Below are 21,977 nucleotides of genomic sequence, written 5' to 3' on the forward strand. Positions count from 1 at the left end.
GGTGATGACGGTGACGATTCAATGGTTTCCTGGTCATATGACCAAAGCGCGCCGCCAAATACAGGATAAGTTAAAGCTGATTGACGTCGTGATCGAGCTGATCGATTCGCGTCTTCCGCTGTCCAGCCGCAATCCGATGATTGACGAGATTTTGCAGGGGAAGCCCCGGCTGATCATTATGAACAAGGCGGATTTGGCAGACCCTTCGGTAACGAAGCAGTGGCAGGATTATTTTAAAGAGGAAGGCCATACGGCATTTCCGGTCGATGCGGCTACAGGCACGGGCGTGAAAGAGATTCCTGGACAGCTGAAGCTGCTCCTGAAGGAGAAGATCGATCGCCAAATCGCCAAGGGGATGAACCCGCGGGCGATCCGTGCGCTGATCGTCGGCATCCCGAACGTAGGCAAGTCGACGCTGATCAACCGGCTCGCCGGGCGCAGCATTGCCGCAACGGGGGACCGGCCGGGCGTGACGAAAGGCCAGCAGTGGATTAAGGTAGGCGGAGAAATCGAGCTTCTGGATACTCCGGGGATTTTGTGGCCCAAATTTGAGGACGAGAACGTTGGCTACCGCCTCGCGGTAACCGGCGCGATCAAGGAAGAGATCCTGAACGTGGAGGATGTCGCCTTTTTTGCGGTCAAATACCTGGTCCAGTATTACTGGGACGCCTTCCGGGAGCGCTTCGAGATCGATGCGGACATGCCGCACAACCCGGACGAGAGCGACGAAATCGTCGCCATCATGGAAGCGGTGGGGCGTAAGCGCGGCTGCTTGATGAGCGGCGGACGGGTGGATCTGGAGAAAGCGTCGAAGACGCTGCTGCGGGAGCTTCGTGCCGGCAAAATGGGCCGGTTCTCGATGGAGGCCCCTTACTAATCGGAAAAGAACGCCGGATACGATCCAAGTGTCCCGCGTGTATCAAAGCGAGATGTACAGTATCATAGTGAACGAACAAGCCCAGTTCCGTTATAGGTACTGGGCTTTTTTTGCGTGTTGATTTATGGGAGAGGAAGGCCGTCATATGAAAAAAAGAATGATGGAAATCATGACGATCATCGCGGGGGCGTTTATTTTTGCGCTCGATATCAATCTGTTTGTCATTCCCCACGACCTTGGCGAAGGCGGTGTGACCGGGATTACGATCATACTGTACTACCTGTTTGCATGGTCGCCGGGATTGGTCAACCTGATTTTGAACGCGATCCTGCTGATCGTGGGTTATAAGTTTTTGGACAAAATGACGACGGTGTACACCATCGTTGCTGTCGTGTTTAACTCTTTGTTCCTCCATTTGACCGAAAATTGGACACTTACATCGAACGAACCGATCGTCAATGCGATTTTTGGCGGTGTATTGGCCGGTGTCGGCATCGGGCTGATCGTGAGGGCTGGAGGCACCACCGCCGGTACGGTCATATTGGCGCGGATTGCCCATAAATACTGGGACTGGAACATCAGTTACGCCCTGCTGTTCTTTGATCTGATCGTCGCGTTCTCTTCCTACTTTATCATTGGCGCGGAGAGCCTGATGCTGACGATCATTATGCTGTTCGTCGGCACGAAGGTGATGGAATTCATCATCGAGGGCCTGAACCCGAAGAAGGCGGTGATGATCGTATCGGAGCAGCATGCGGAGATCGCCGAGAAGGTTAACCGGGTCATGGACCGGGGAGTCACCGTGTTTAAAGGGTACGGCTATTACAGCAAGTCGGCTAAGGAAGTGCTGTACATTGTCATCAGCAAGCAGGAGGTGCCTGTCCTGAAAAAGATCGTCAAGGTAGCGGACAAGCAGGCGTTTATTACGATCCATGACGTTCGGGATGTGTTTGGGGAAGGATTTATCGACATATCGAAATAGTGTGTAGCAGAAGATAGACTTAGAATAGAGAATAGGAAAGCTCATGACCTGGGGTCATGGGCTTTTTTGTCGGGATCAATCGTAAGTACGGGCGGCCGCGCATGAAAATACAGCATCGTGGCAAAATAGGTGAAAACGGTTAGAGGAGGAAAAATGTGAGAAGCTGGCGGATTTATTGGGCAATCGTGCTGACGTTGATGCTGGCCGTGACGACGGCGTGCGGCGCAAATACGGGAACGAAGCCGCAGGAAGGGCAAACCGGGGGCGCCCAGGCGGGTAAAAACCTGCTTGAGACGATCAAGCAAAGCGGCAAGCTGCGTATCGGCACGGAAGGAACGTATGCACCTTTTACCTATCATGATGATAAAGGAACGCTGACCGGTTTTGACGTTGACCTGGGCCGGGAGATTGCCAAAAGGCTCGGCGTGAAGCCGGAGTTTATCGAAACGAAATGGGACGGTATGATCGCCGGCTTGGACGCCAAGCGTTTCGACGTGGTGATGAACGAAGTATCCATTAATGCGGAGCGGAAGGCTAAATACGACTTTTCGGACCCCTACATCGCCTCCAAGGCGGTATTGATTGTGAAGGACAATAATCAGGACATTAAAAAGCTGGCCGACCTCAAAGGCAAAAAAGCAGGGCAGTCGCTGACGAGCAATCTGAATCAAATTGCTAAAGACAACGGTGCCACGATCGTACAGGTCGACGGTTTCAACCAAGCGATCGACTTGCTGCTGTCCGGGCGCATCGATGCTACGGTGAACGACAAACTGTCCTATCTCGACTTCAAAACAAGACGTCCCGACGCGCCGATCAAGGTGGTGGACGAAACCGATACGGGCAGCACCAGCGCCGTACTGATGAACAAAAACAACAACGAGCTGCGGGACGCCATTAACCAGGCGCTGGCCGGCATGAAGAAGGATGGAACGTACCTTGCCATCTCCAAAAAATACTTTGGTACGGATGTATCGAAATAAGCGGCAAAAAGGGGGTTAACCGATGAATGACAGAACCGCCCATCTCACCGATATTTTTATCGACTCCTTTGTGCCGCTGCTCATGGCGGGGATCAAGTTCACGATTCCCCTGACGATCATTTCCTTCATTCTCGGTTTCGTGCTGGCGTTCCTTACCGCTTTGGCCCGATTGTCGCGCTGGAGCATTCTCCAGCGGGTCGCCTGGTTTTATGTGTGGATCATCCGGGGGACTCCGCTGCTTGTCCAGCTGTTTATCATTTTCTACGGGCTTCCGAGCATCGGCGTTGTCATCGACGCATTCACCGCTGCGGTGATCGGATTCTCGATCAGTGTCGGAGCCTATGGTTCCGAAATTATGCGCGCCGCGATCCAATCCATCGCCAAGGGGCAGTGGGAGGCGGCGTACTCGGTCGGGATGACCCGTTCCCAGGCGCTGCGCCGGATTGTTCTGCCGCAGGCGGCAAGGGTATCGCTGCCTCCGCTGGCGAACTCTTTTATCAGCCTGTTGAAGGATACGTCGCTGGCAGCGACGGTGACACTCACAGAGCTGTTCCAAAAGGGGCAGCAAATTACGGCGGTCGTGTATGAGCCTTTGCTGCTGTACAGTGAGGTAGCCTTGATCTACCTGATCTTCAGCACTGTCCTGTCGGCGGTCCAGCATCAGCTCGAACATCGGTTTGACCGTTATGCCGCAAGATAGCGAAACGAGGGATGCATCATGATTGAAATCAACGACCTGAGATTAAGCTTTGGCAGCAATGAAGTGCTCAAGGGAATCGACCTGTCGATCGAAAAAGGACAAGTGACGGTCATCATCGGACCCTCCGGTTCCGGAAAAACGACGCTGCTCCGGTGTATCAACCTGCTGGAAATCCCAACGGAAGGAACGCTGCGGATCGGAGACTCCGCCTTGTCGTTCAGGGAAGGAAACAAGCCGGGAAGGGGAGACATTCTGGCTTTCCGGAGGAAAACCGGTATGGTTTTTCAATCGTATAATCTGTTTCCCCATATGACGGCTCTGCAGAACGTGATGGAGGCGCAGGTCATCGTGCAGAAAAAGAGCAGAGCGGAAGCCAAGGCCAGATCACTGGAGCTTCTGGGCAAGGTAGGACTTGCCGCCAAAGCGGACTCCTATCCGCACCAGCTGTCCGGTGGACAGCAGCAGCGGGTCGGTATTGCCCGGGCAATGGGCATCGGTCCGGAACTGCTTTTATTTGATGAACCGACGTCCGCCCTGGACCCGGAGCTTGTCGGTGAAGTGCTGAAGGTCATCAAAGAGCTGGCTGTAGAAGGCATGACGATGGCCATCGTAACCCATGAGATGAAATTTGCGAGCCAGGTGGCGGACCGGATCGTGTTTATGGACGAAGGAATCATCATGGAGCAGGGCAGCTCGAATGAGGTGCTAAACCATCCGGCGCAGGAGCGGACAAGGCAGTTTTTGTCGCTGCTCAGCGAGCCGGTGTAGAATACTTGTGGGTGCTTGCGGGCACGGCGACGATAGCTGCATTGATGCAGCTATTTTTTTGCGTGGGGATCGTGGTGCACGGGTGTTTAACGTTGTAGTGCCTTCTCAAGCAGCTGAATAATCGCATTTGGAAATTTACGAATGGCTGATTGCGGTGGTGTCAAAAAGCTTGTGTAAGGTAGAAGTTGGTTGGGTAACATTCTTCAAAGAGTTTGGCCAGTTCGCGGCGGACTCCGGATTGCCAAAACCACGATGACCCATATTCAAGTCGTTCGATATAGCTGCATCCATGATCAGTCCTCGAAGTACATCCATCTCATCTCCTTACAGCACATTCACCTCATTGCAGTTACATTCTTTTCATTACCACACATTCTCCTCCTAGCTTCGTGAGGCCAGGTTTTTCACCGGTGAATGCTTTCGGACATATCGGCTCGGCACATCTTCTGCACTCCAGCAGTCCACACCCCGATTTTTGGAAGCGTGCCAGATGTCGTTTTTCGTTGGAATCCGCCGCCCGAACATAGTACAATAAAAAGGATAGATTGCGAGTTTGATAGACTTGCCCAGGGGAATGAGCGGGAACACCCCTTGGCTCTTGCAGCACGGAGGAGGAAAGACAGCATGGATACGGAAGAGATCGAGCAGTCCCCGAGGGACCTGCTAAAATATGAGCGCGAATACATAGAAAGAGATTACCGGTACATAGCGGGTGTGGACGAGGTTGGAAGAGGCTGTTTATTTGGCGACGTGGTGGCGGCGGCCGTGATCCTGCCGGAAGGACTCGTTCTGGAGGGCGTCGACGATTCGAAAAAATTGAGCGCCAAAAAACGGGACCTTCTGTACGACGTGATTATGGAGCAGGCGCTTGCCGTCAGTGTCGGGTACGTGGATGCTCGAACAATCGATGAAATCAATATTAAGCAGGCGGCCCGCCTGGCGATGAAAAAGGCGGTGCTTGGCCTGACGATCGCCGCGGATTTTTTGCTGGTGGATGCGGAGCATGTGGACGTGCCCATTCCACAGCTGGCGATCATCAAGGGGGACGCAAACAGCCAATCGATTGCCGCGGCTTCAATCGTAGCCAAGGTTAGCAGGGACCGGCTGTGTGAAGGTGAATGGGAGGCGAAGTATCCCGAGTACGGCATCGCGATCCATAAGGGCTATGCAACCAAACTGCACCGTGAGCAGCTGGCGGCTCTGGGACCGACACCGATGCATCGCCGCAGTTTTTTGAAAAATACGGAAGTTGTGCAGCAGACCCTGTTCTAGGGCTGCTGTTTTTTTGCCAGGTAAAATGGAAACACGGGTGTCGCGATGTAAACTTTTATAAGGAAAAAGATTTGCTGATCAGACTTTTGGAAGGTGCGTTTTCCTGGATAAGCATCTCCAAGCTTTGATTCAGAAAACAGACCAGCCTTAGGTGCAGGCTCGCCGTTTCGCGTCGTCTCTGTTCCTCGCGGACCAAACAGGACGTAACGATGACCCCGGCATCCGAAAAGCTTTTTTTCCAGATTCGTATTTTGTTGGACGGTATTTTAAATTTCATGTTTGAAGAGCCTGAGCATTTGCAGCAATTATGAAGATAAAGGACGATCTTTGGATGAAAAGAAACAACGGAGATCGTGATCGCAGATAGTCGGACTACAGCCCTTGGCTCTTTCGGCCGATAAATAAATAAACGAAGGAATACGGAAGGGGGAGAGGGACATTGAATATCGGTTCACTGCTGCGCAGCATGATGGGAGATACCAAAGCGGGCGATACCAAGCAGCTGGATTTGAAGGAAGGGCAAGTCGTGCGCGGCGTTGTACTGAGCGTCTCTGAGGACGGACAGGAGGCCGTCCTGCAGATCCAAGGCGTCAAAGTACGGGCGGCGCTGGAAACGCCGCTTCAGCCCGGCCAGGCAGCGGTCCTGCAGGTACAGCCGGACAATGGCGGCGGTCTTCCGGTATTGAAAGCGATGGAGGGTTCCTCCTATGGGTCCGGGACTCCGATGTCGCTTGCGGATGTGCTTCAATCGCTCGATCTGCCGGATACGCCGGAGAATCGGGCCATGCTGGAGGCGCTGCGGTCTTCGGGCGTATATGTGACAAAAGAAAACGCAGCCGTTTTCAAAGACGCGCTGGCGTTAAAACCTGCCGGTGTCAGCACAGAGCAGTGGCTTGGCGCCGCATCGATTGCCAATCAGCGCGGACTGCCGCTGACGGCCGAAAGCGTCCGCGGGCTGCAGCAGGCGGTATTCGGCCCGCCGGTGCACCAGCTGCTTCAAGTGCTGGAGGAACAGCTGAATGCGTTCACAGCGCAGGCTGGAGCGAGTTCGGAGGAAGCGGGGGCTGCAGTCAAAAGCGGACAGGGCGTCATTACGCCGCAGGCTTCGGTGCAGCAGCCGCCGACTTCGTTACCCGGAGCGGCTACGCAGTTGGGTGCTGGGAGCATAACGGCTCCCGAAGCGGAGCCAACGGCCGGTGCCCACAGCCCAAAGAGCACCGAGGCAGAGGGGGATGCCGGGAAGGCGGCGGGGCGCGCGGCTGACGGCACATCCGCGGCCGGCACGGCTGCCGCGGCGTCCCATCCAGCGGCGGCGCTTCAGCCGCTGGCTGCCAGGCTGCAGGCGCTGCTGCAGCAGCTGCGCGCGGCACCGCTCACGGGTGCCGCCGCACCAACGCCCGCCCCGGCTGAGCCGGCGGGCGGGCCTGCTGCCGGCGGCTTCGCCGCGCCGGCCGCGGAACCTGCGCCGCAGCAAGCGGCGCAGGGAGGCGAAGGCCCCGCAGGCACGGGGCCTTCGCCCAAGACACCCCTGTCCCACGGTGCGGAGCCGTGGGTGGGGCGTCTCTTGAAGCTGCTCGGTGCGGAGCACGAGCAGCAGGGCGTGCGCGCGGCGCTGCTGCAGCCCGCGCAGGAGGCCCCGCAGGGGCCGGGTGCCGCGGCGGGGAACGCGCGGCAGCCCTTGGCTGCACTGGCCGCAGGCCAGGGTGCAGCGGCAGAAGCAGGCCCGGCACAGCCGGGGCCTGCGCCGGGAGCGGCGAGCGCGGCAGGGGCCGCCGCCGCGCAGCCCGCTCCCCAAGCTGCGGACGGTCCGGAGTTGACCGTCCGGCCGCATGCGGTTCAGCAGCAGCCTCCCGGCCCGGCGCATCACGCCGTCCGGCCGGAGCAGCTGGCTGAGCCCGCTGCGCGGATGGAGCAGGCGCTGCAGGAAACCGGGCAGCGCGACACGCTGAAGGGGCTCCTCCTTCAGCTCGTCCAGGACGACGCTGCGCCGCCGGCCTTGAAGGAGGCGGCTCATCAGGTCATCTCGCAGCTGACCGGCCAGCAGCTGCTCCTGAACACGGACCGGACGGCGCCATTCGCCCAGGTCACGCTGTTCCTGCCCTTGAACGGGCCGGACGGTCAGGAGACGGCGTCGGTGAATGTCCAGTCCAGGCGCGGCCCCAAGGGTGAACTGGACGCATCCAACTGCCGCCTGTGGTTCGACCTTCAGATGAAGCATCTCGGGCAGACGCTGATCGACGTCCAGATCGTCGACCGGATCGTCAGTCTGAAGGTCCACAATGATCAGGAATGGGCTCAGTCCCTGGTGGAAGAGAGACGACCTGAAATCGCTGACGCCCTATCCTCCATCGGCTATCAGCTTCTGACGCTTAAAGCCGCCCCGCTGCCATCATCGGCCGCTGAACAGCCAGCTGGCTTGAGTGCGGTCATGGGCGGTCACCGTGTGGCGGACTTCGTGCCGCAGAGCTACAAGGGGGTGGATATGAGGGTATGAGCAGCAAGCCGCAGGAGCCGTCTCCAAGTTTGAAAAAGGCCGTCGCCCTCAAATACGCGCCCGGTGACAACGATGCCCCGGTCGTCGTGGCGAAGGGCCGGGGGAAAGTGGCGGATACGATTCTCGAGACGGCGAAGGAACACGGGGTTCCTGTTCAGGAGGACGCCGCGCTGGTGGAGGTCCTCTCCAAGCTGGACCTGGACCAGCAGATTCCGCCGGAGCTGTATCACCTTGTCGCGGAGGTTCTCAGCTACATTTACCGGGCGGACCGGCTCGCTCGGGAAAGGCCGTTCGAATGAACGGACGGCAAGGAAAAATGAAGGATAACCGCCGCCAAAAAGGAGCAGCCGCGGAGCATGCGGCCGCCGACCTGCTGCTCTCCACAGGTTACCGCATCCGCGACCGGAACTGGCGCTGCCGCAGCGGCGAACTGGACGTGGTCGCCGAGGACGGCAGCATCATTGTTTTTGTGGAGGTGCGCAGCCGGACCGCCGGAACCTCCTTCGGCACAGCCGCAGAATCTGTGAATTTCCGCAAAATCCGCCAGGTGCGCAGCACGGCCGAAGTGTATCTTCACGCACAGCGGCTGGAGGGCCGCGAGGTACGCTTTGACGTCGTCGCCGTGGAGCTGGGGCGCGATCTAAGCATTGCCGCGATTGATCATATACAGGGGGCGTTCTAGGACGAGCCCTAATCAAAAACTTCCAATACCATGCGATTGGAAGTTTTTTTATTACCCCATTTTCACTAAGTTAGCTCGATCCTCTCGATAGACAACTAACAGCAGCACGGCTTTATCTGAGAAGCGGAAAAGTGGATGTATTTTTTGTAATTATTTACCTTATGGTGAAGGTGATTTGAACTCATCATAGAATAATCTAAGTAAGAGTGGTGTGTGAACTTGCCTAAAATAGAATTTTTCCTAGGTATCAACATTAGAGGATGACAGTAATCATTTTATTGAGATTACCTCAACCCGTTCTTCATACATAAGGGAAACGGCTATTTCGTAGGAGGTATCATGAGGAATATTCTGAATTTTCTTGTTACCTTTTTGGTGTTCTGGATAGGCAATGAGTACTTTAATCCATATCTTTCGATCACAGATACTAAAACTTTGCTGATTGCATCACTTCTGATGTTCATCATTAGTCTTTTATTCAGTTTAGCCATGGTAATGTCGGTTATGCTGATCACTGTAGGGATTGGGTGTTTGACCACTCCGGCTTTAATGTTGGCTTCAATCGTGCTGACACCCATTAAACTTTGGCTTCTGGATAAATACCTGTATGGATTTGAAATACATGGATTGTGGACATATGTCATTCTTACTTTAGTTCTTAGCCTATTCACTGTGAAAGTAAAAGAGAGACGTGATTAATGATATGGCAAAAAGCCTGTGAGAACATTTACAAGGAGGAGCCTGTGTTTAAAAATAGACACTGGAAAAAGTATCTCATTCTGCTTGTCATTACTCTGCCCGTTTTCATTGTATTTATATTTATGCTTCCACATGATAAACGGCCTATTGCACTAGGGATTTGTCCATCAATATTCTGGATATTGTATTATTCATGGATCGCAGTGGAGAATAGAAAAAAGAGAGATAGAACAAATATTTAACTAGATAACGCGAAGTTCTATCCTGCCAATAAGGGCGTTTGACTGCCCGATGATTTACCCTGCCAAGTTTTAAATTAGATCCAGATGACTGGGTTTTAAAAAGAGAATGGATTGACGGAAATAACCTGCCTCAAATGGCAGGTTATTCTTTGTTGTAAACCCCCTTCGGCTTAGAGCGTAGATCATGAAGAAGGATGGCCGAAGGGGTCGAAGGGCAATCTGCCATATTTTATTTTCGTGATAGTACACAAAATATTGACTTAAACCGTGGATCACATTATTAGGGTTTATACCGCAAATTTGCTTCCTTTCACCCCACCCCCGTAATCTGCGGCCGGTCCAAATTCCTGTACTGGATCGCTTCCGCCACATGGTTGAAGGCGATATTCTCCTGGCCGTCCAGGTCGGCGATCGTCCGGGCCAGTTTCAGGATGCGGTCATATGCCCGCATGCTGAGGCCCAGGATTTCGATCGTCTGATGGAGCATGTCGGCTGAAGCGGAATCGAGCCTGACGAAGCGCCGGAGCGCACTGCCGGTCAACTCGCTGTTCCAGCCGCCGTAACCGCTGCCGTATCGTTGTTGCTGACGCGCATGGGCTTCAAGCACCTGACTGCGCATTTCAGCTGATGACAGGCTCGGTGCATCGGTGGACCATTCTTTAGGGCGGGGGACTTCGACTTGAAGATCGATCCGGTCGAGCAGCGGGCCGGAGATTTTGGCGCGGTATTGGGCGATCCGGTTGAAGCTGCATGTGCATTGATGTTCCGGGTGATCGCTTCCGAGGTATCCGCACGGACACGGGTTCATCGATGCCGCCAGCATGAAGTGCGCCGGGAAGGTGTGCACGGCACGCGCCCTGCTGATCGTCACCGTTTTGTCCTCCAGCGGCTGCCGTAGCACTTCGAGCACCTGGCGGTTGAATTCCGGCAGCTCGTCCAGAAACAGGATGCCCCGGTGGGCAAGGCTGACTTCGCCCGGCTTGGGTATCGTTCCTCCACCGATCAGTCCTCCGGAAGAGATGGTGTGGTGCGGGGAACGAAAAGGACGTCTGCGGATCAGGCCGGAGCCGGGTTCCTTCAATTTTCCGGCTGCGCTGAATATTTTGGTCGTTTCGAGCGCTTCCTGCTCGGTCATGAAGGGCAGGATGGTCGGCAGTCGTTTGATGAGCATCGTTTTGCCTGTTCCAGGCGGTCCGATCAGCATAATGTTGTGCATGCCGGCGGCTGCAATCGTGAGCGCCCTTTTGACATGGAGCTGGCCGAGCACGTCGGCATAATCTTCCGCAGGAAGGTGATCGGGTACGGATGTTGCGGCAACAGCCGGTGCCTTTAGCAGCGGGGACAAGTTTTGAATCCGGAGGGGCTGGTCTTTGCCGGGCACGTCAGCAGCCGAGTGTTCTGCGGCCAGCTCACGCAGCTCGTTCAGATGCCGGATGGCATAAATATTCATCTGATCGATTAAGGCGGCCTCACCGGCATTTTCTTCCGGCAGCAGAACGGCGGTGAATCCCTCGCGCTTCGCCCTGTCCACCATGGACAGAACACCGTTAACGGGCCTCAGGCTGCCGTCGAGCGCCATTTCTCCGATGAGAAGCAGCTTCTCACCCTGCGGCAGCAGAAGCTGTCCGCTCGTTACGAGAATGCCAAGGGCAATGGCGAGATCAAACGCGGAGCCTTCCTTTTTCAGATCGGCCGGTGCGAGATTGATCGTGACCCGCTGAAGGGGGAAGGTGAAGCCGCAATTTTTGATGCCGGCCCGGACACGTTCCACTGCTTCCCTGATGGCGGAGTCCGGAAGTCCGATAATGCTCGTCTGCGGCAGTCCGTTGGAAATGTCGACCTCCACCTGAATGATAACTCCGTCAATTCCGTATAAACATGTACTGTACATTTTTCCATACATACAATAAAGCACCCCTATTCCCGGCGGTTTCCCTGGACAAACGAGCACGGGATCGCCGTAGTTGACGGAAAAAAGGTGCTTCCTTATTTTCGCTTAAGTTTACAAAAATTGTAGGACCACTGCTGGCAAAAGTCAAGATGGAAGGCATTGGGGATGGGAAGTAGAGGTATGCTTGTAAGGGAGTGATTCAAGACCGATTTGTTGTTTAAAATTTAAAAGTATACAATGGAATTGTAGAACATCAGTTGCCACTGCAGAAAATATGACGCAATTACTATGATAATGTGACAAAATTATGATAATATTATGACAAGAAGGCAGGTGAAGACGAAAGTGATGAAACCAAGTGAAATGAATCCGCAGCTGCAGCTGGAAAATCAGCTGTGCTTTACCATCTATGCCTGTTCGCGAGAAATCACCAAGCTGTATCAGCCCCATCTGGAGAAGCTCGGTGTGACATATTCCCAGTATTTGGTCCTGCTTGTGCTTTGGGAGCGGGGGCAGTGTACCGTGAAGGAGCTTGGGGAGGCTCTTTTCCTGGACTCCGGCACCTTGACGCCCCTGCTGAAGAGACTTCAGGCCGCTGGTCTGATTCACCGCGAGCGCTCTGCCCAGGACGAACGGAAGGTCATCATCACGTTGACGGACGAAGGAAACAAGCTGAAGGAGAAGGCGCTGAACGTTCCGGCCGCCATGCAGCAGGAGCTGTGCCTGAACGAGAGCGAATTCGGGCATTTGCTGGGCCAGTTCAAGAGTCTGCTGAACCGCGTCCATCACAACAACGAACAGCAAGAGGGCAAGATGTGAAGTGAAGAGCGATTTTTGCAGAACATATCTGCAAATCTGTCGCTCTTTTTTCCCTTGTTATCCATAAAACCATGTTGGAACGATGCAAGGCTGCAATGGATTTAAATCGGACCTAAGAACGTTACTTAGAGGGCGGATTTTACCATCAAATCCCAAATATTCTCTCAAACGGATTAAACCGATATCAAAAAGCTGTCGATGGAAACGCAGTTTCTTAAGGTAAGCGTTTTAAAAACATGTTACAATAGCTTGGGTTTATATTATTTTCCAAGAGATATCAGAACCCGCCTTGTAGCAGTCATGTTGATAGGAGGATACCGTAAATGAATATCCATGAATATCAAGGAAAACAAGTGTTAAAGCAGTACGGCGTTACCGTTCCGAACGGAAAGGTGGCCTACACCGTGGAAGAGGCGGTTGAAGCCGCTAAATCCCTGGGCAGCCAAGTCACGGTTGTCAAAGCGCAGATCCATGCAGGCGGCCGCGGTAAAGCCGGCGGCGTCAAAGTGGCCAAGAACCTCGACGAGGTTCGTGCTTACGCGGAGGAAATCCTCGGCAAAGTGCTCGTTACGCATCAGACAGGCCCGGAAGGGAAAGAAGTCAAGCGGCTTCTGATCGAAGAGGGCTGCGATATCCGCAAGGAATATTACGTCGGCGTCGTTGTTGACCGCGCTACCGGACGTGTCGTGATGATGGCATCGGAAGAAGGCGGAACGGAAATCGAAGAGGTTGCCGCTGCAACGCCTGAGAAAATTTTCAAAGAAGTGGTGGATCCGGCCGTAGGCCTGCAGGTTTTCCAAGCACGCAGACTGGCTTATGCGATCAACATCCCTAACGAACTGGTCAACAAGGCGGTTCAGTTTATGATCGCCCTGTACACCGCTTTTGTTGACAAGGACTGCTCCATTGCAGAAATCAACCCTCTGGTTGTAACGGGTGACGGCAATGTCATGGCACTCGATGCCAAGCTGAACTTTGACTCCAACGCACTGTTCCGGCACAAAGACATTCAAGAGCTTCGCGACCTGGACGAAGAGAATGAAAAAGAAATCGAAGCTTCCAAATACGACCTGAGCTACATAGCTCTCGACGGCAACATCGGCTGTATGGTCAACGGCGCAGGCCTTGCCATGGCCACGATGGACATTATCAAGTACTACGGCGGAGACCCGGCCAACTTCCTCGACGTAGGGGGCGGTGCCACGAAAGAGAAGGTTACCGAGGCGTTCAAGATCATCCTGTCGGATGAGCAGGTCAAAGGCATTTTCGTCAACATCTTTGGCGGAATTATGCGCTGCGACGTCATCGCCGAAGGCGTGGTTGAAGCGGCCAAGCAGCTCGGCCTGACCCGTCCGCTGGTTGTGCGTCTTGAAGGAACCAACGTGGATCTGGGCAAGAAAATTTTGGCCGAATCCGGCCTGAACATCGTGCCTGCCGACTCCATGGCTGACGGCGCCCAAAAAATTGTCTCACTCGTAAAATAGAATCTTTAAAATACGATAGGGGATGTGAACAAACGTGAGTATTTTGGTCGATAAAAATACAAAAGTCATCACACAGGGCATCACCGGCAAAACCGCCCTTTTCCATGCGAAAGGCGCCCTCGACTACGGCACGCAAATGGTCGGAGGAACTTCTCCGGGCAAAGGCGGCACCAAGGTTGACATTACGCTGGAGAACGGCCAAACGGTCAGCCTGCCCGTATATAACACGGTTGTAGAAGCCAAGGAAGCGACTGGCGCGACTGCAAGCGTTATCTACGTACCGCCGGCATTTGCGGCCGATTCCATCATGGAAGCCGTCGATGCGGAAATGGAACTGGTCATCTGTATTACGGAAGGCATTCCGGTGCTGGACATGGTCAAAGTGTCCCGTTACATGGAAGGCAAGAAAACCGTCCTGATCGGACCAAACTGCCCAGGGGTCATTACACCTGGAGAATGTAAAATCGGCATCATGCCTGGGTACATCCATACTCCGGGCCATGTGGGCGTCGTATCCCGCAGCGGAACGCTGACCTACGAAGCGGTTCATCAATTGACGACCCGCGGCATCGGCCAGTCCTCTGCGGTAGGCATTGGCGGCGACCCGGTAAAAGGCTCGGAATTCATCGATATTTTGAGCCGCTTTAACGATGATCCGAACACCTATGCTGTGATCATGATCGGCGAAATCGGCGGAACGGCGGAAGAAGAGGCAGCGGAATGGATCCGCGCCAACATGACCAAGCCGGTCGTCGGCTTCATCGGCGGCGTTACTGCGCCTCCGGGCAAACGCATGGGACATGCAGGCGCTATTATTTCCGGCGGTAAAGGCACGGCGAAAGAAAAGATCGCCAAGCTCGAGGAATGCGGCATCAAAGTCGCTCCGACGCCTTCGGAAATGGGATCTACGCTGGTAAGCGTTCTGGAAGAACGCGGCCTGCTGGAAAAATGCACGACTCACTAATATAAACCGGCGTTATTTACGGTTCAAAGGTAAGCAACCTTTTATTTCTCCATCCGGGGGATAAAGGGTTGCTTTTTTGTGTTTTCAACACCATAAAACTGGAAAATATAAGGAAGGGCGGGATTGGCGTGAAGGACGAACGGTGGCTGTTGATCGCACTGCACGAGACCGAGGGGGTTGGGAGGAAGAGTATTGCCAGGCTGCGCGGGCAGCGTATGTTCTCCGGGGACATGCTCCATTATAATAGTAGAGATTGGGAGGAAGCAGGTTTTCCCGAGGAAAAGGCGAAGCTTTTATCTGAACGAATCACAACCGATTTGATCGAAGAGCTGAAATCCCGTAAGCTTGAGGGAGGCGCCGGCATCCTGACTTTTTTGGATGCGGATTACCCTGCGTATTTAAAGGAGATTGCGGAGCCTCCATGGGTATTGTACTGCACTGGAAAACGGGGATTGCTGCAAACGCCCGGCGTCGCCATGGTCGGGACAAGGGTACCGACGGCCTATGGCCGTAAGGTCGGCCAAGAGCTGGCGGAGGGCATCAGTGCGGCTGGATTCACGATCGTCAGCGGCATGGCCAGAGGCATCGACAGCGTGTGCCATGAAGCCGCTCTTGCCTGCGGAGGCAATACGATTGCGGTGATGGGGACCGGTCATGGCGTGATCTATCCGCCGGAGAACAGAGGGTTGTATGAGCGGATCGCCGAGGATGGACTCATTCTGACGGAGTATCCTTCCGGAACCAAATCGCATCCCGGTTTGTTTCCGCAGCGCAACCGTATCATCGCCGGCTTGACGCTTGGGACGTTGGTCGTCGAAGCGGACTCGCGCAGCGGTTCTTTGATTACGGCGGATCTGGCGCTCGAAGCCGGCAGGGATGTGTTCGCCGTACCTGGGCCGGTCACCTCGCCCAAGAGCCGCGGGGCGCTGAACTTGATTAAACAAGGGGCCAAAATGGTGCTGAATGCCGAAGACGTCATCGAAGAATATGATTCATGGTTGCCAAAAGGGTTTGAAGATACATACAATAGGGAGCGTCAGATGTTGGAGGACACGCGGCTGCCTGCAGATCATTTGACAATGGATGAGCTTGGGATATACCATATATTGGAACAAGGGCCGTCTACATTGGATGAGCTGCTGCAGCAGACCGGATGGGATTTTGGACATTTGCATTCAGTTCTGTTATCTTTAATCATAAAAAAGCAGATTACCCAATTATCTGGTGCTATATACAAGCTTATATAACAAGAGTCTATTGACTAACATTCACAGAATTGTTCGGAAAGGGGGATGAACCTATGGCTGACTCACTTGTCATCGTAGAATCGCCGGCCAAGGCGAAAACGATCGGCAAATATTTAGGCAGCAAGTATATCGTAAAAGCTTCGATGGGTCACGTGCGTGATCTCCCGAAGAGCCAAATCGGGGTTGAGGTTGAGAATGACTTTAATCCGAAATATATTACGATCCGCGGAAAGGGCTCCGTATTAAAGGAACTCAAGGACGCCAGCAAAAAAGTGAAAAAGGTTTATCTCGCAGCTGACCCCGATCGCGAGGGTGAAGCGATTGCCTGGCATCTTGCCCATGCCCTGGAGCTCGACGATACGGATAGCTGCCGCGTCGTGTTTAACGAAATTACGAAGCAAGCGGTCAAGGATGCATTTAAAACGCCGCGCAAGATCAATATGGACCTGGTTAACGCACAGCAGGCCAGACGTATTCTGGACCGGCTCGTCGGTTACAAGATCAGTCCGCTTTTGTGGAAAAAGGTAAAGAAAGGTCTGTCCGCGGGCCGCGTTCAATCGGTTGCGGTCAAGATCATCATCGACCGGGAGAACGAAATCAACGCGTTTATTCCGGAGGAATACTGGTCCATCACGGCCCAGCTCGCCAAGGGAGATTCCGTTTTCGAAGCGAAATTCCAACAGCTGAACGGCCAGAAGAAAGAACTGTCGCGCGAGGATGAAGTAAACGAAGTGCTCGCTGCCATTAAGGGAGCCACCTTTAAAGTCAGCGAAGTAAAGGAAAAGGAACGCCAGCGGCATCCTTCGCCTCCGTTTACGACAAGCTCCCTGCAGCAGGAAGCTGCCCGGAAGCTTAATTTTCGTGCCGCCAAAACGATGTCCGTCGCCCAGCAGCTGTACGAAGGCGTGGAGCTCGGGAAAGAAGGGACCGTCGGCCTTATCACTTATATGCGTACGGATTCCACCCGGATTGCCGGATCGGCACAGGAAGAAGCCAAGGAATTTATCAGCGGGAAGTACGGGGATCCGTTTGTCCCTGAAACTCCTCGGGAGTATTCGAAAAAATCGGCGAACGCCCAGGATGCCCATGAAGCGATCCGCCCGACCTCGGTCATGCGCGATCCCGACTCCGTGAAGTCGTTCATGAGCCGTGACCAATACCGTCTTTACAAGCTGATTTGGGAACGTTTCGTTGCCAGCCAGATGGCTTCCGCCATACTGGATACGCTTTCCGTTGATATTGCGGCAGGGCCTGCCGTATTCCGCGCATCCGGTTCGAAAGTCCGTTTCCAGGGCTTTATGAAGGTATACGTGGAAGGCAACGACGACGGCACGACGGAAGAAGAGAAGTTTTTGCCTGCCCTGGCCGTAGGTGATAAGCTGAAGAAGGAAGATATCGAGCCGAAGCAGCACTTTACGCAGCCGCCTCCGCGCTACACCGAAGCCCGGTTGGTCCGGGCGATGGAGGAGCTCGGCATCGGACGGCCAAGTACGTATGCGCCGACGCTGGAGACGATCCAAAAGCGCGGTTACGTGGCGATCGAAGAGAAAAAGTTCGTTCCGACAGAACTGGGTGAATTGATCATCGAGCAGATGGAACAATTTTTCCCGGAAATTCTTGATGTGGAATTTACGGCCCACATGGAAGACGATCTCGACCATGTCGAGGAAGGCTCGGAGGATTGGGTCAAGGTACTGGCCGAGTTCTATTCTTCCTTTGAAAAGCGCCTGGAAGTAGCCGAGGAAGAAATGAAGGAAATCGAAATCGAGGACGAGGTATCGGACGAGATTTGCGATAAATGCGGCCGACCGATGGTATACAAATTGGGGCGGTTTGGCAAATTCCTCGCCTGCTCCGGATTTCCGGACTGCCGGAACACGAAGCCGATCGTCAAAGATATCGGCGTCACTTGTCCGAAATGCAAGGAAGGGCATGTGGTCGAGCGCCGCAGCAAGAAGGGGCGGATTTTCTATGGCTGCGACCGTTATCCGGAATGCGATTTCGTATCCTGGGATAAACCGTCGCCGAAGCCTTGTCCGAAATGCGGCTCTCTGATGGTTGAGAAGCGCAACAAGCAGGGAGCACGTCTCCAATGCACGGCATGCGACCATACCGAGCCCCTGGAAGAGAACGAAGACAACGAAGAAATGATGTAATTGTAAACAGCAGGGGGTAATGAAGTTGACAGAAGTACAGCAGGTAACCGTCATCGGCGCGGGTCTGGCAGGCAGCGAGGCTGCCTGGCAGATCGCAAGCCGGGGGGTTCCCGTGAAATTATACGAAATGCGTCCGGTCGTGAAGACGCCCGCGCACCATACGGACAAGTTCGCCGAACTCGTCTGCACCAATTCGCTGCGTGCCAACGGACTTACGAACGCAGTCGGCGTCATCAAAGAAGAAATGCGGATGCTGGATTCACTGATCCTGAAGTCCGCCGATAAAAATGCGGTTCCTGCCGGAGGCGCTCTGGCGGTGGACCGCGACGGTTTTTCCGGGGATATTACGAGCACTCTCCATAACCATCCGCTGATTGAAGTCGTAAACGAAGAAATTCAGCATATACCAGAAGAAGGGATTGTCGTCATCGCCACAGGCCCGCTGACCTCGCCTGCGCTCTCCGCCGAGATCAAAGCACTTATGGGCGAAGAGTATTTCTACTTCTATGACGCTGCGGCTCCAATCGTAGAGAAAGACTCCATCGATATGAGCAAAGTATACCTGGCTTCCCGTTATGATAAAGGCGAAGCGGCTTACTTGAACTGTCCGATGACCGAAGAGGAATTCAACGCGTTTTATGACGCGCTGGTCAATGCGGAAGTCGCGCAGCTGAAAGAGTTTGAGAAGGAAGTATACTTCGAGGGCTGCATGCCGATCGAGGTCATGATGAAGCGCGGCAAGCAAACGGCGCTGTTCGGGCCGATGAAGCCGGTAGGGCTGGTCAACCCGCACACGGGTGAGCTGCCTTATGCGGTTGTGCAGCTGCGCCAAGATAATGCCGCCGGCACGCTGTACAATCTGGTAGGCTTCCAAACGCATCTCAAATGGGGAGAGCAAAAGCGCGTATTCTCCATGATTCCGGGGCTGGAAAACGCGGAATATGTGCGCTACGGCGTCATGCACCGCAATACGTTCATCAACTCTCCGAAGCTGCTCCAACCGACCTACCAGCTGAAAACGAATGAGAACCTGTTTTTTGCCGGTCAAATGACAGGGGTAGAGGGATATGTGGAATCTGCCGCATCCGGGCTTATAGCGGGTATTAATGCAGCGAGAAAGGCGCTTGGACAGGACCTTGTCGTGTTCCCTGACACAAGCACCCTCGGCAGCATGGCTCATTATATTACGACCGCGGATTCGGAGCACTTCCAGCCGATGAACGCCAACTTCGGCTTGCTGCCGAAATTGGAGAAGAAGATCCGCAACAAAAAGGAAAAGAACGAGGCGCTGGCCAATCGGGCTTTGGAGACGATTGCCGCGTTTATCAAGGAAGCCGGACTGGCAACCGAACATCAGGAAGTATAGATTAGGAGGTCTGTAGGTATGGATTTATCTTTTCATGCGACAACCATTTGTGCTGTGCGCCATAACGGAAAAGCGGCGATCGCCGGTGACGGCCAGGTGACCTTCGGTGAAAATGTCATTATGAAGCAGACCGCCAAAAAGGTGCGCCGCCTGTACAGAGGCCAGGTCGTTGCCGGCTTTGCAGGCTCTGTGGCGGACGCCATCACCCTTTTTGAAAAATTCGAAAGCAAACTGGAGGAGCATCACGGCAATCTGCAGCGTGCCGCCGTGGAGCTAGCCAAGGACTGGCGCCAGGATCGCGTTCTCCGCAAGCTTGAGGCACTCATGATCGTTATGGATAAAACCGGCATGCTGCTCATTTCCGGAGGCGGTGAAATCATCGAACCGGACGACGACGTGCTGGCGATTGGCTCGGGAGGCAATTTTGCGCTCTCCGCCGGACGGGCGCTGAAGCGTCATGCCCAGGACTTGGAAGCGAAGGATATCGCGCGTGAAGCTTTGAAAATTGCTTCGGAAATTTGCGTATACACCAATGGAAATATCATTGTGGAAGAGCTGTAAGGGTGGAGGAATGCATATGGATAACCAAAGTTTGACGCCAAGACAAATCGTGGCCGAACTGGATAAATACATTGTAGGCCAGAAGCAGGCGAAGAAATCCGTCGCCGTCGCACTGCGCAACCGTTACCGCCGCAACCGGCTTCCCGAGGATGTTCGGGATGAGATTGTACCGAAGAACATCCTGATGATCGGTCCGACGGGTGTGGGCAAGACCGAAATCGCCAGACGTTTGGCGAAGCTGGTCAATGCGCCATTTGTGAAGATCGAAGCCACCAAATTTACGGAAGTGGGATACGTCGGCCGCGACGTGGAATCCATGGTCCGCGATTTGATCGAAACGGCCATCCGCATGGTCAAAGCGGAGCGTACGGAAAAAGTAAAAGACCGCGCCGAGGAGCTCGCCAACGAACGAATCGTGCAAATTCTCGTTCCGCCGGCTGGCAAAAACAAGGCGCAGCGCAACCCGTTTGAAATGCTGTTCGGCAATGGCAACCAGAACGCACAGGATACGGAAGAGGATAAGGAGCAGGACAGCACCGTGACCGAACGCCGGCGCCAGGTGAAGTTTAAGCTTCAGTCCGGCAGCATGGAAGACGACATGATCGAAATCGACGTGGAGGACAACTCGCCGACGATGATGGATATGCTGGCCGGGCAGGGGAATGACCAGATGGGCATGAACATGCAGGAAATGTTTGGCAGCCTGCTGCCGCGCCGGACGAAGAAGCGGAAGCTGCCGATCCGGGAAGCACGCAAGGTGCTGACGCAGGAGGAAGCGACCAAGCTGATCGACATGGACGATGTCATCGCCGAGTCGATTCTTCGCGCTGAGCAGTCGGGCATTATCTTTATCGACGAAATCGATAAAGTTGCCAGCCAGGGCAAAGGCTCTGGGCCTGACGTGTCCCGTGAAGGCGTCCAGAGGGATATTCTGCCGATCGTGGAAGGGTCGACGGTCATGACCAAATACGGCCCTGTGAAGACGGACTTTATTTTGTTTATTGCAGCAGGTGCATTCCATATCGCTAAACCGTCGGACCTCATTCCCGAGCTTCAAGGCCGGTTCCCGATCCGCGTGGAGCTGAGCAGCTTGTCTCTCGACGATTTTGTGTCGATTCTGACCGAGCCGAAGAACGCTTTGACCAAGCAGTATACCGAGCTGCTCAAAACCGAGGACATCGAGGTCGAATTCTCATCTGAAGCGATCCGGGAAATTGCCAAAATTGCCGCAACCGTCAACCAGAATACCGAGAACATCGGTGCGCGCAGGCTGCATACGATTCTGGAGAAGCTGCTCGAGGATTTGTCGTTTGAGGCGCCTGAATTGACCTTGGAGAATATGACCATCACGCCGGAATACGTGCGCGAAAAGCTGGGCGACATCGCCCAGGACCGCGATTTGAGCCAATATATATTGTAAACCGACAACCGTCACGGCGGGGACATGTCTGAAGGATGAAGATCCTTCGGGCATGTCTTTTTTTGTTGTGCTAAGGAAGGGACCGCAGGAAGGAGAGTGCCGACATCGTAAGAACATCTCCGGGAGGTCTAACTACTATCCTGCGCGCGTATGCAAGGGAGAGGTTATTTTACGACACTTTCGCAAATCTGAAATTCTAGGACTATTCAGTCTGAGTTTTTATCGAATTGTGACAACAGGCCTGTCCTATGTAAGCCCACAAACCCTTATCCTGCAAAGATTTAGCAAAAATTTCAGAGAAATTAAGAACAAAGACCTTCTTTATGGTAAAAGATAGGGCTTTTTTCTTATTGTAATATGTCCCAATCTT

The 21,977-nt window shown here is 54.1% G+C and carries 19 protein-coding genes; 18 read left to right on the forward strand and 1 reads right to left on the reverse strand.

Going from position 1 to position 21,977, the window contains the following annotated elements; all coding sequences use genetic code 11:
• Positions 1-10: 10 nt before the first annotated feature.
• The 10 genes from ylqF (at position 11) to ABID47_RS13420 (ending at position 9,457) form a co-directional block, all read left to right on the forward strand.
• Positions 11-877: a ribosome biogenesis GTPase YlqF gene (gene ylqF, locus ABID47_RS13375; protein WP_076169548.1), complete on the forward strand. Its 867-nt coding sequence runs from the start codon at positions 11-13 to the stop codon at positions 875-877.
• A gap of 145 nt (positions 878-1,022) precedes the next feature.
• A complete protein-coding gene (locus ABID47_RS13380) occupies positions 1,023-1,859 on the forward strand; it encodes a YitT family protein (protein WP_076168205.1) in 837 nt (278 codons plus the stop codon).
• Between the two features lie 197 nt (positions 1,860-2,056).
• Positions 2,057-2,842 carry an amino acid ABC transporter substrate-binding protein gene (locus ABID47_RS13385; RefSeq protein WP_354498734.1) on the forward strand — a complete coding sequence of 262 codons (786 nt, stop codon included), beginning with the start codon at positions 2,057-2,059 and terminating at the stop codon, positions 2,840-2,842.
• 22 nt (positions 2,843-2,864) lie between these two features.
• Complete coding sequence (locus ABID47_RS13390) at positions 2,865-3,542, forward strand: amino acid ABC transporter permease (protein WP_145948930.1); 678 nt, start codon at positions 2,865-2,867, stop codon at positions 3,540-3,542.
• Between the two features lie 18 nt (positions 3,543-3,560).
• Entirely contained in the window at positions 3,561-4,310 is a 750-nt protein-coding gene (locus ABID47_RS13395) for an amino acid ABC transporter ATP-binding protein (protein ID WP_354497392.1), read from the forward strand.
• A gap of 414 nt (positions 4,311-4,724) precedes the next feature.
• Positions 4,725-5,582 (forward strand): ribonuclease HII, encoded by an 858-nt coding sequence (locus tag ABID47_RS13400; protein ID WP_354497394.1) that lies wholly within the window; start codon positions 4,725-4,727, stop codon positions 5,580-5,582.
• A gap of 439 nt (positions 5,583-6,021) precedes the next feature.
• Positions 6,022-8,076, forward strand: coding sequence for a hypothetical protein (locus ABID47_RS13405; protein WP_354497396.1), 2,055 nt, complete (start codon positions 6,022-6,024; stop codon positions 8,074-8,076).
• Complete coding sequence (locus ABID47_RS13410; protein ID WP_076168193.1) at positions 8,073-8,375, forward strand: EscU/YscU/HrcU family type III secretion system export apparatus switch protein; 303 nt, start codon at positions 8,073-8,075, stop codon at positions 8,373-8,375. Before ABID47_RS13405 ends, ABID47_RS13410 begins: the two co-directional genes overlap by 4 nt.
• Positions 8,372-8,758: a YraN family protein gene (locus ABID47_RS13415; protein WP_354497398.1), complete on the forward strand. Its 387-nt coding sequence runs from the start codon at positions 8,372-8,374 to the stop codon at positions 8,756-8,758. The genes ABID47_RS13410 and ABID47_RS13415 overlap by 4 nt, the downstream gene beginning before the upstream one ends.
• A 339-nt stretch (positions 8,759-9,097) precedes the next feature.
• Positions 9,098-9,457, forward strand: a complete 360-nt coding sequence (locus ABID47_RS13420; protein ID WP_251674534.1) for a phage holin family protein — start codon at positions 9,098-9,100, stop codon at positions 9,455-9,457.
• A 552-nt stretch (positions 9,458-10,009) separates the two neighbouring features.
• Here ABID47_RS13420 and ABID47_RS13425 read toward each other — a convergent pair.
• Entirely contained in the window at positions 10,010-11,602 is a 1,593-nt protein-coding gene (locus tag ABID47_RS13425) for a YifB family Mg chelatase-like AAA ATPase (RefSeq protein WP_354497400.1), read from the reverse strand.
• A 336-nt stretch (positions 11,603-11,938) separates the two neighbouring features.
• Here ABID47_RS13425 and ABID47_RS13430 point away from each other — a divergent pair, with 336 nt between their 5' ends.
• From ABID47_RS13430 to hslU, 8 genes are all read left to right on the forward strand, one after another.
• Positions 11,939-12,409 carry a MarR family winged helix-turn-helix transcriptional regulator gene (locus tag ABID47_RS13430; protein WP_089546539.1) on the forward strand — a complete coding sequence of 157 codons (471 nt, stop codon included), beginning with the start codon at positions 11,939-11,941 and terminating at the stop codon, positions 12,407-12,409.
• Between the two features lie 323 nt (positions 12,410-12,732).
• Positions 12,733-13,893: an ADP-forming succinate--CoA ligase subunit beta gene (sucC, locus tag ABID47_RS13435; protein WP_076168179.1), complete on the forward strand. Its 1,161-nt coding sequence runs from the start codon at positions 12,733-12,735 to the stop codon at positions 13,891-13,893.
• 34 nt (positions 13,894-13,927) lie between these two features.
• A complete protein-coding gene (gene sucD, locus ABID47_RS13440; protein WP_076168177.1) occupies positions 13,928-14,857 on the forward strand; it encodes a succinate--CoA ligase subunit alpha in 930 nt (309 codons plus the stop codon).
• A gap of 128 nt (positions 14,858-14,985) precedes the next feature.
• Positions 14,986-16,104 carry a DNA-processing protein DprA gene (gene dprA, locus ABID47_RS13445; RefSeq protein ID WP_354497403.1) on the forward strand — a complete coding sequence of 373 codons (1,119 nt, stop codon included), beginning with the start codon at positions 14,986-14,988 and terminating at the stop codon, positions 16,102-16,104.
• Between the two features lie 53 nt (positions 16,105-16,157).
• Positions 16,158-18,260: a type I DNA topoisomerase gene (gene topA, locus ABID47_RS13450; protein ID WP_145134945.1), complete on the forward strand. Its 2,103-nt coding sequence runs from the start codon at positions 16,158-16,160 to the stop codon at positions 18,258-18,260.
• A gap of 25 nt (positions 18,261-18,285) precedes the next feature.
• Positions 18,286-19,626 carry an FADH(2)-oxidizing methylenetetrahydrofolate--tRNA-(uracil(54)-C(5))-methyltransferase TrmFO gene (gene trmFO / locus ABID47_RS13455; RefSeq protein ID WP_089546541.1) on the forward strand — a complete coding sequence of 447 codons (1,341 nt, stop codon included), beginning with the start codon at positions 18,286-18,288 and terminating at the stop codon, positions 19,624-19,626.
• Positions 19,627-19,644: 18 nt separating this feature from the next.
• Positions 19,645-20,187: an ATP-dependent protease subunit HslV gene (gene hslV / locus ABID47_RS13460; protein ID WP_076168171.1), complete on the forward strand. Its 543-nt coding sequence runs from the start codon at positions 19,645-19,647 to the stop codon at positions 20,185-20,187.
• A 16-nt stretch (positions 20,188-20,203) separates the two neighbouring features.
• Positions 20,204-21,607 carry an ATP-dependent protease ATPase subunit HslU gene (gene hslU, locus ABID47_RS13465; protein ID WP_354497406.1) on the forward strand — a complete coding sequence of 468 codons (1,404 nt, stop codon included), beginning with the start codon at positions 20,204-20,206 and terminating at the stop codon, positions 21,605-21,607.
• Positions 21,608-21,977: the final 370 nt, after the last annotated feature.

It is taken from the genome of Paenibacillus favisporus (assembly GCF_040545415.1).
GTDB lineage: Bacteria > Bacillota > Bacilli > Paenibacillales > Paenibacillaceae > Paenibacillus_AQ > Paenibacillus_AQ favisporus.

Bases quoted from the DNA above. Each gene is read 5' to 3' on its own strand.
- ABID47_RS13380 (WP_076168205.1), top strand. From the start codon at position 1,023: ATGAAAAAAAGAATGATGGAAATCATGACGATCATCGCGGGGGCGTTT.
- ABID47_RS13385 (WP_354498734.1), top strand. From the start codon at position 2,057: ATGCTGGCCGTGACGACGGCGTGCGGCGCAAATACGGGAACGAAGCCG.
- ABID47_RS13390 (WP_145948930.1), top strand. From the start codon at position 2,865: ATGAATGACAGAACCGCCCATCTCACCGATATTTTTATCGACTCCTTT.
- ABID47_RS13395 (WP_354497392.1), top strand. From the start codon at position 3,561: ATGATTGAAATCAACGACCTGAGATTAAGCTTTGGCAGCAATGAAGTG.
- ABID47_RS13400 (WP_354497394.1), top strand. From the start codon at position 4,725: ATGCTTTCGGACATATCGGCTCGGCACATCTTCTGCACTCCAGCAGTC.
- ABID47_RS13410 (WP_076168193.1), top strand. From the start codon at position 8,073: ATGAGCAGCAAGCCGCAGGAGCCGTCTCCAAGTTTGAAAAAGGCCGTC.
- ABID47_RS13415 (WP_354497398.1), top strand. From the start codon at position 8,372: ATGAACGGACGGCAAGGAAAAATGAAGGATAACCGCCGCCAAAAAGGA.
- ABID47_RS13420 (WP_251674534.1), top strand. From the start codon at position 9,098: ATGAGGAATATTCTGAATTTTCTTGTTACCTTTTTGGTGTTCTGGATA.
- ABID47_RS13425 (WP_354497400.1), bottom strand. From the start codon at position 11,602: ATGTATGGAAAAATGTACAGTACATGTTTATACGGAATTGACGGAGTT.
- ABID47_RS13430 (WP_089546539.1), top strand. From the start codon at position 11,939: ATGAAACCAAGTGAAATGAATCCGCAGCTGCAGCTGGAAAATCAGCTG.
- sucC (WP_076168179.1), top strand. From the start codon at position 12,733: ATGAATATCCATGAATATCAAGGAAAACAAGTGTTAAAGCAGTACGGC.
- topA (WP_145134945.1), top strand. From the start codon at position 16,158: ATGGCTGACTCACTTGTCATCGTAGAATCGCCGGCCAAGGCGAAAACG.
- hslV (WP_076168171.1), top strand. From the start codon at position 19,645: ATGGATTTATCTTTTCATGCGACAACCATTTGTGCTGTGCGCCATAAC.
- hslU (WP_354497406.1), top strand. From the start codon at position 20,204: ATGGATAACCAAAGTTTGACGCCAAGACAAATCGTGGCCGAACTGGAT.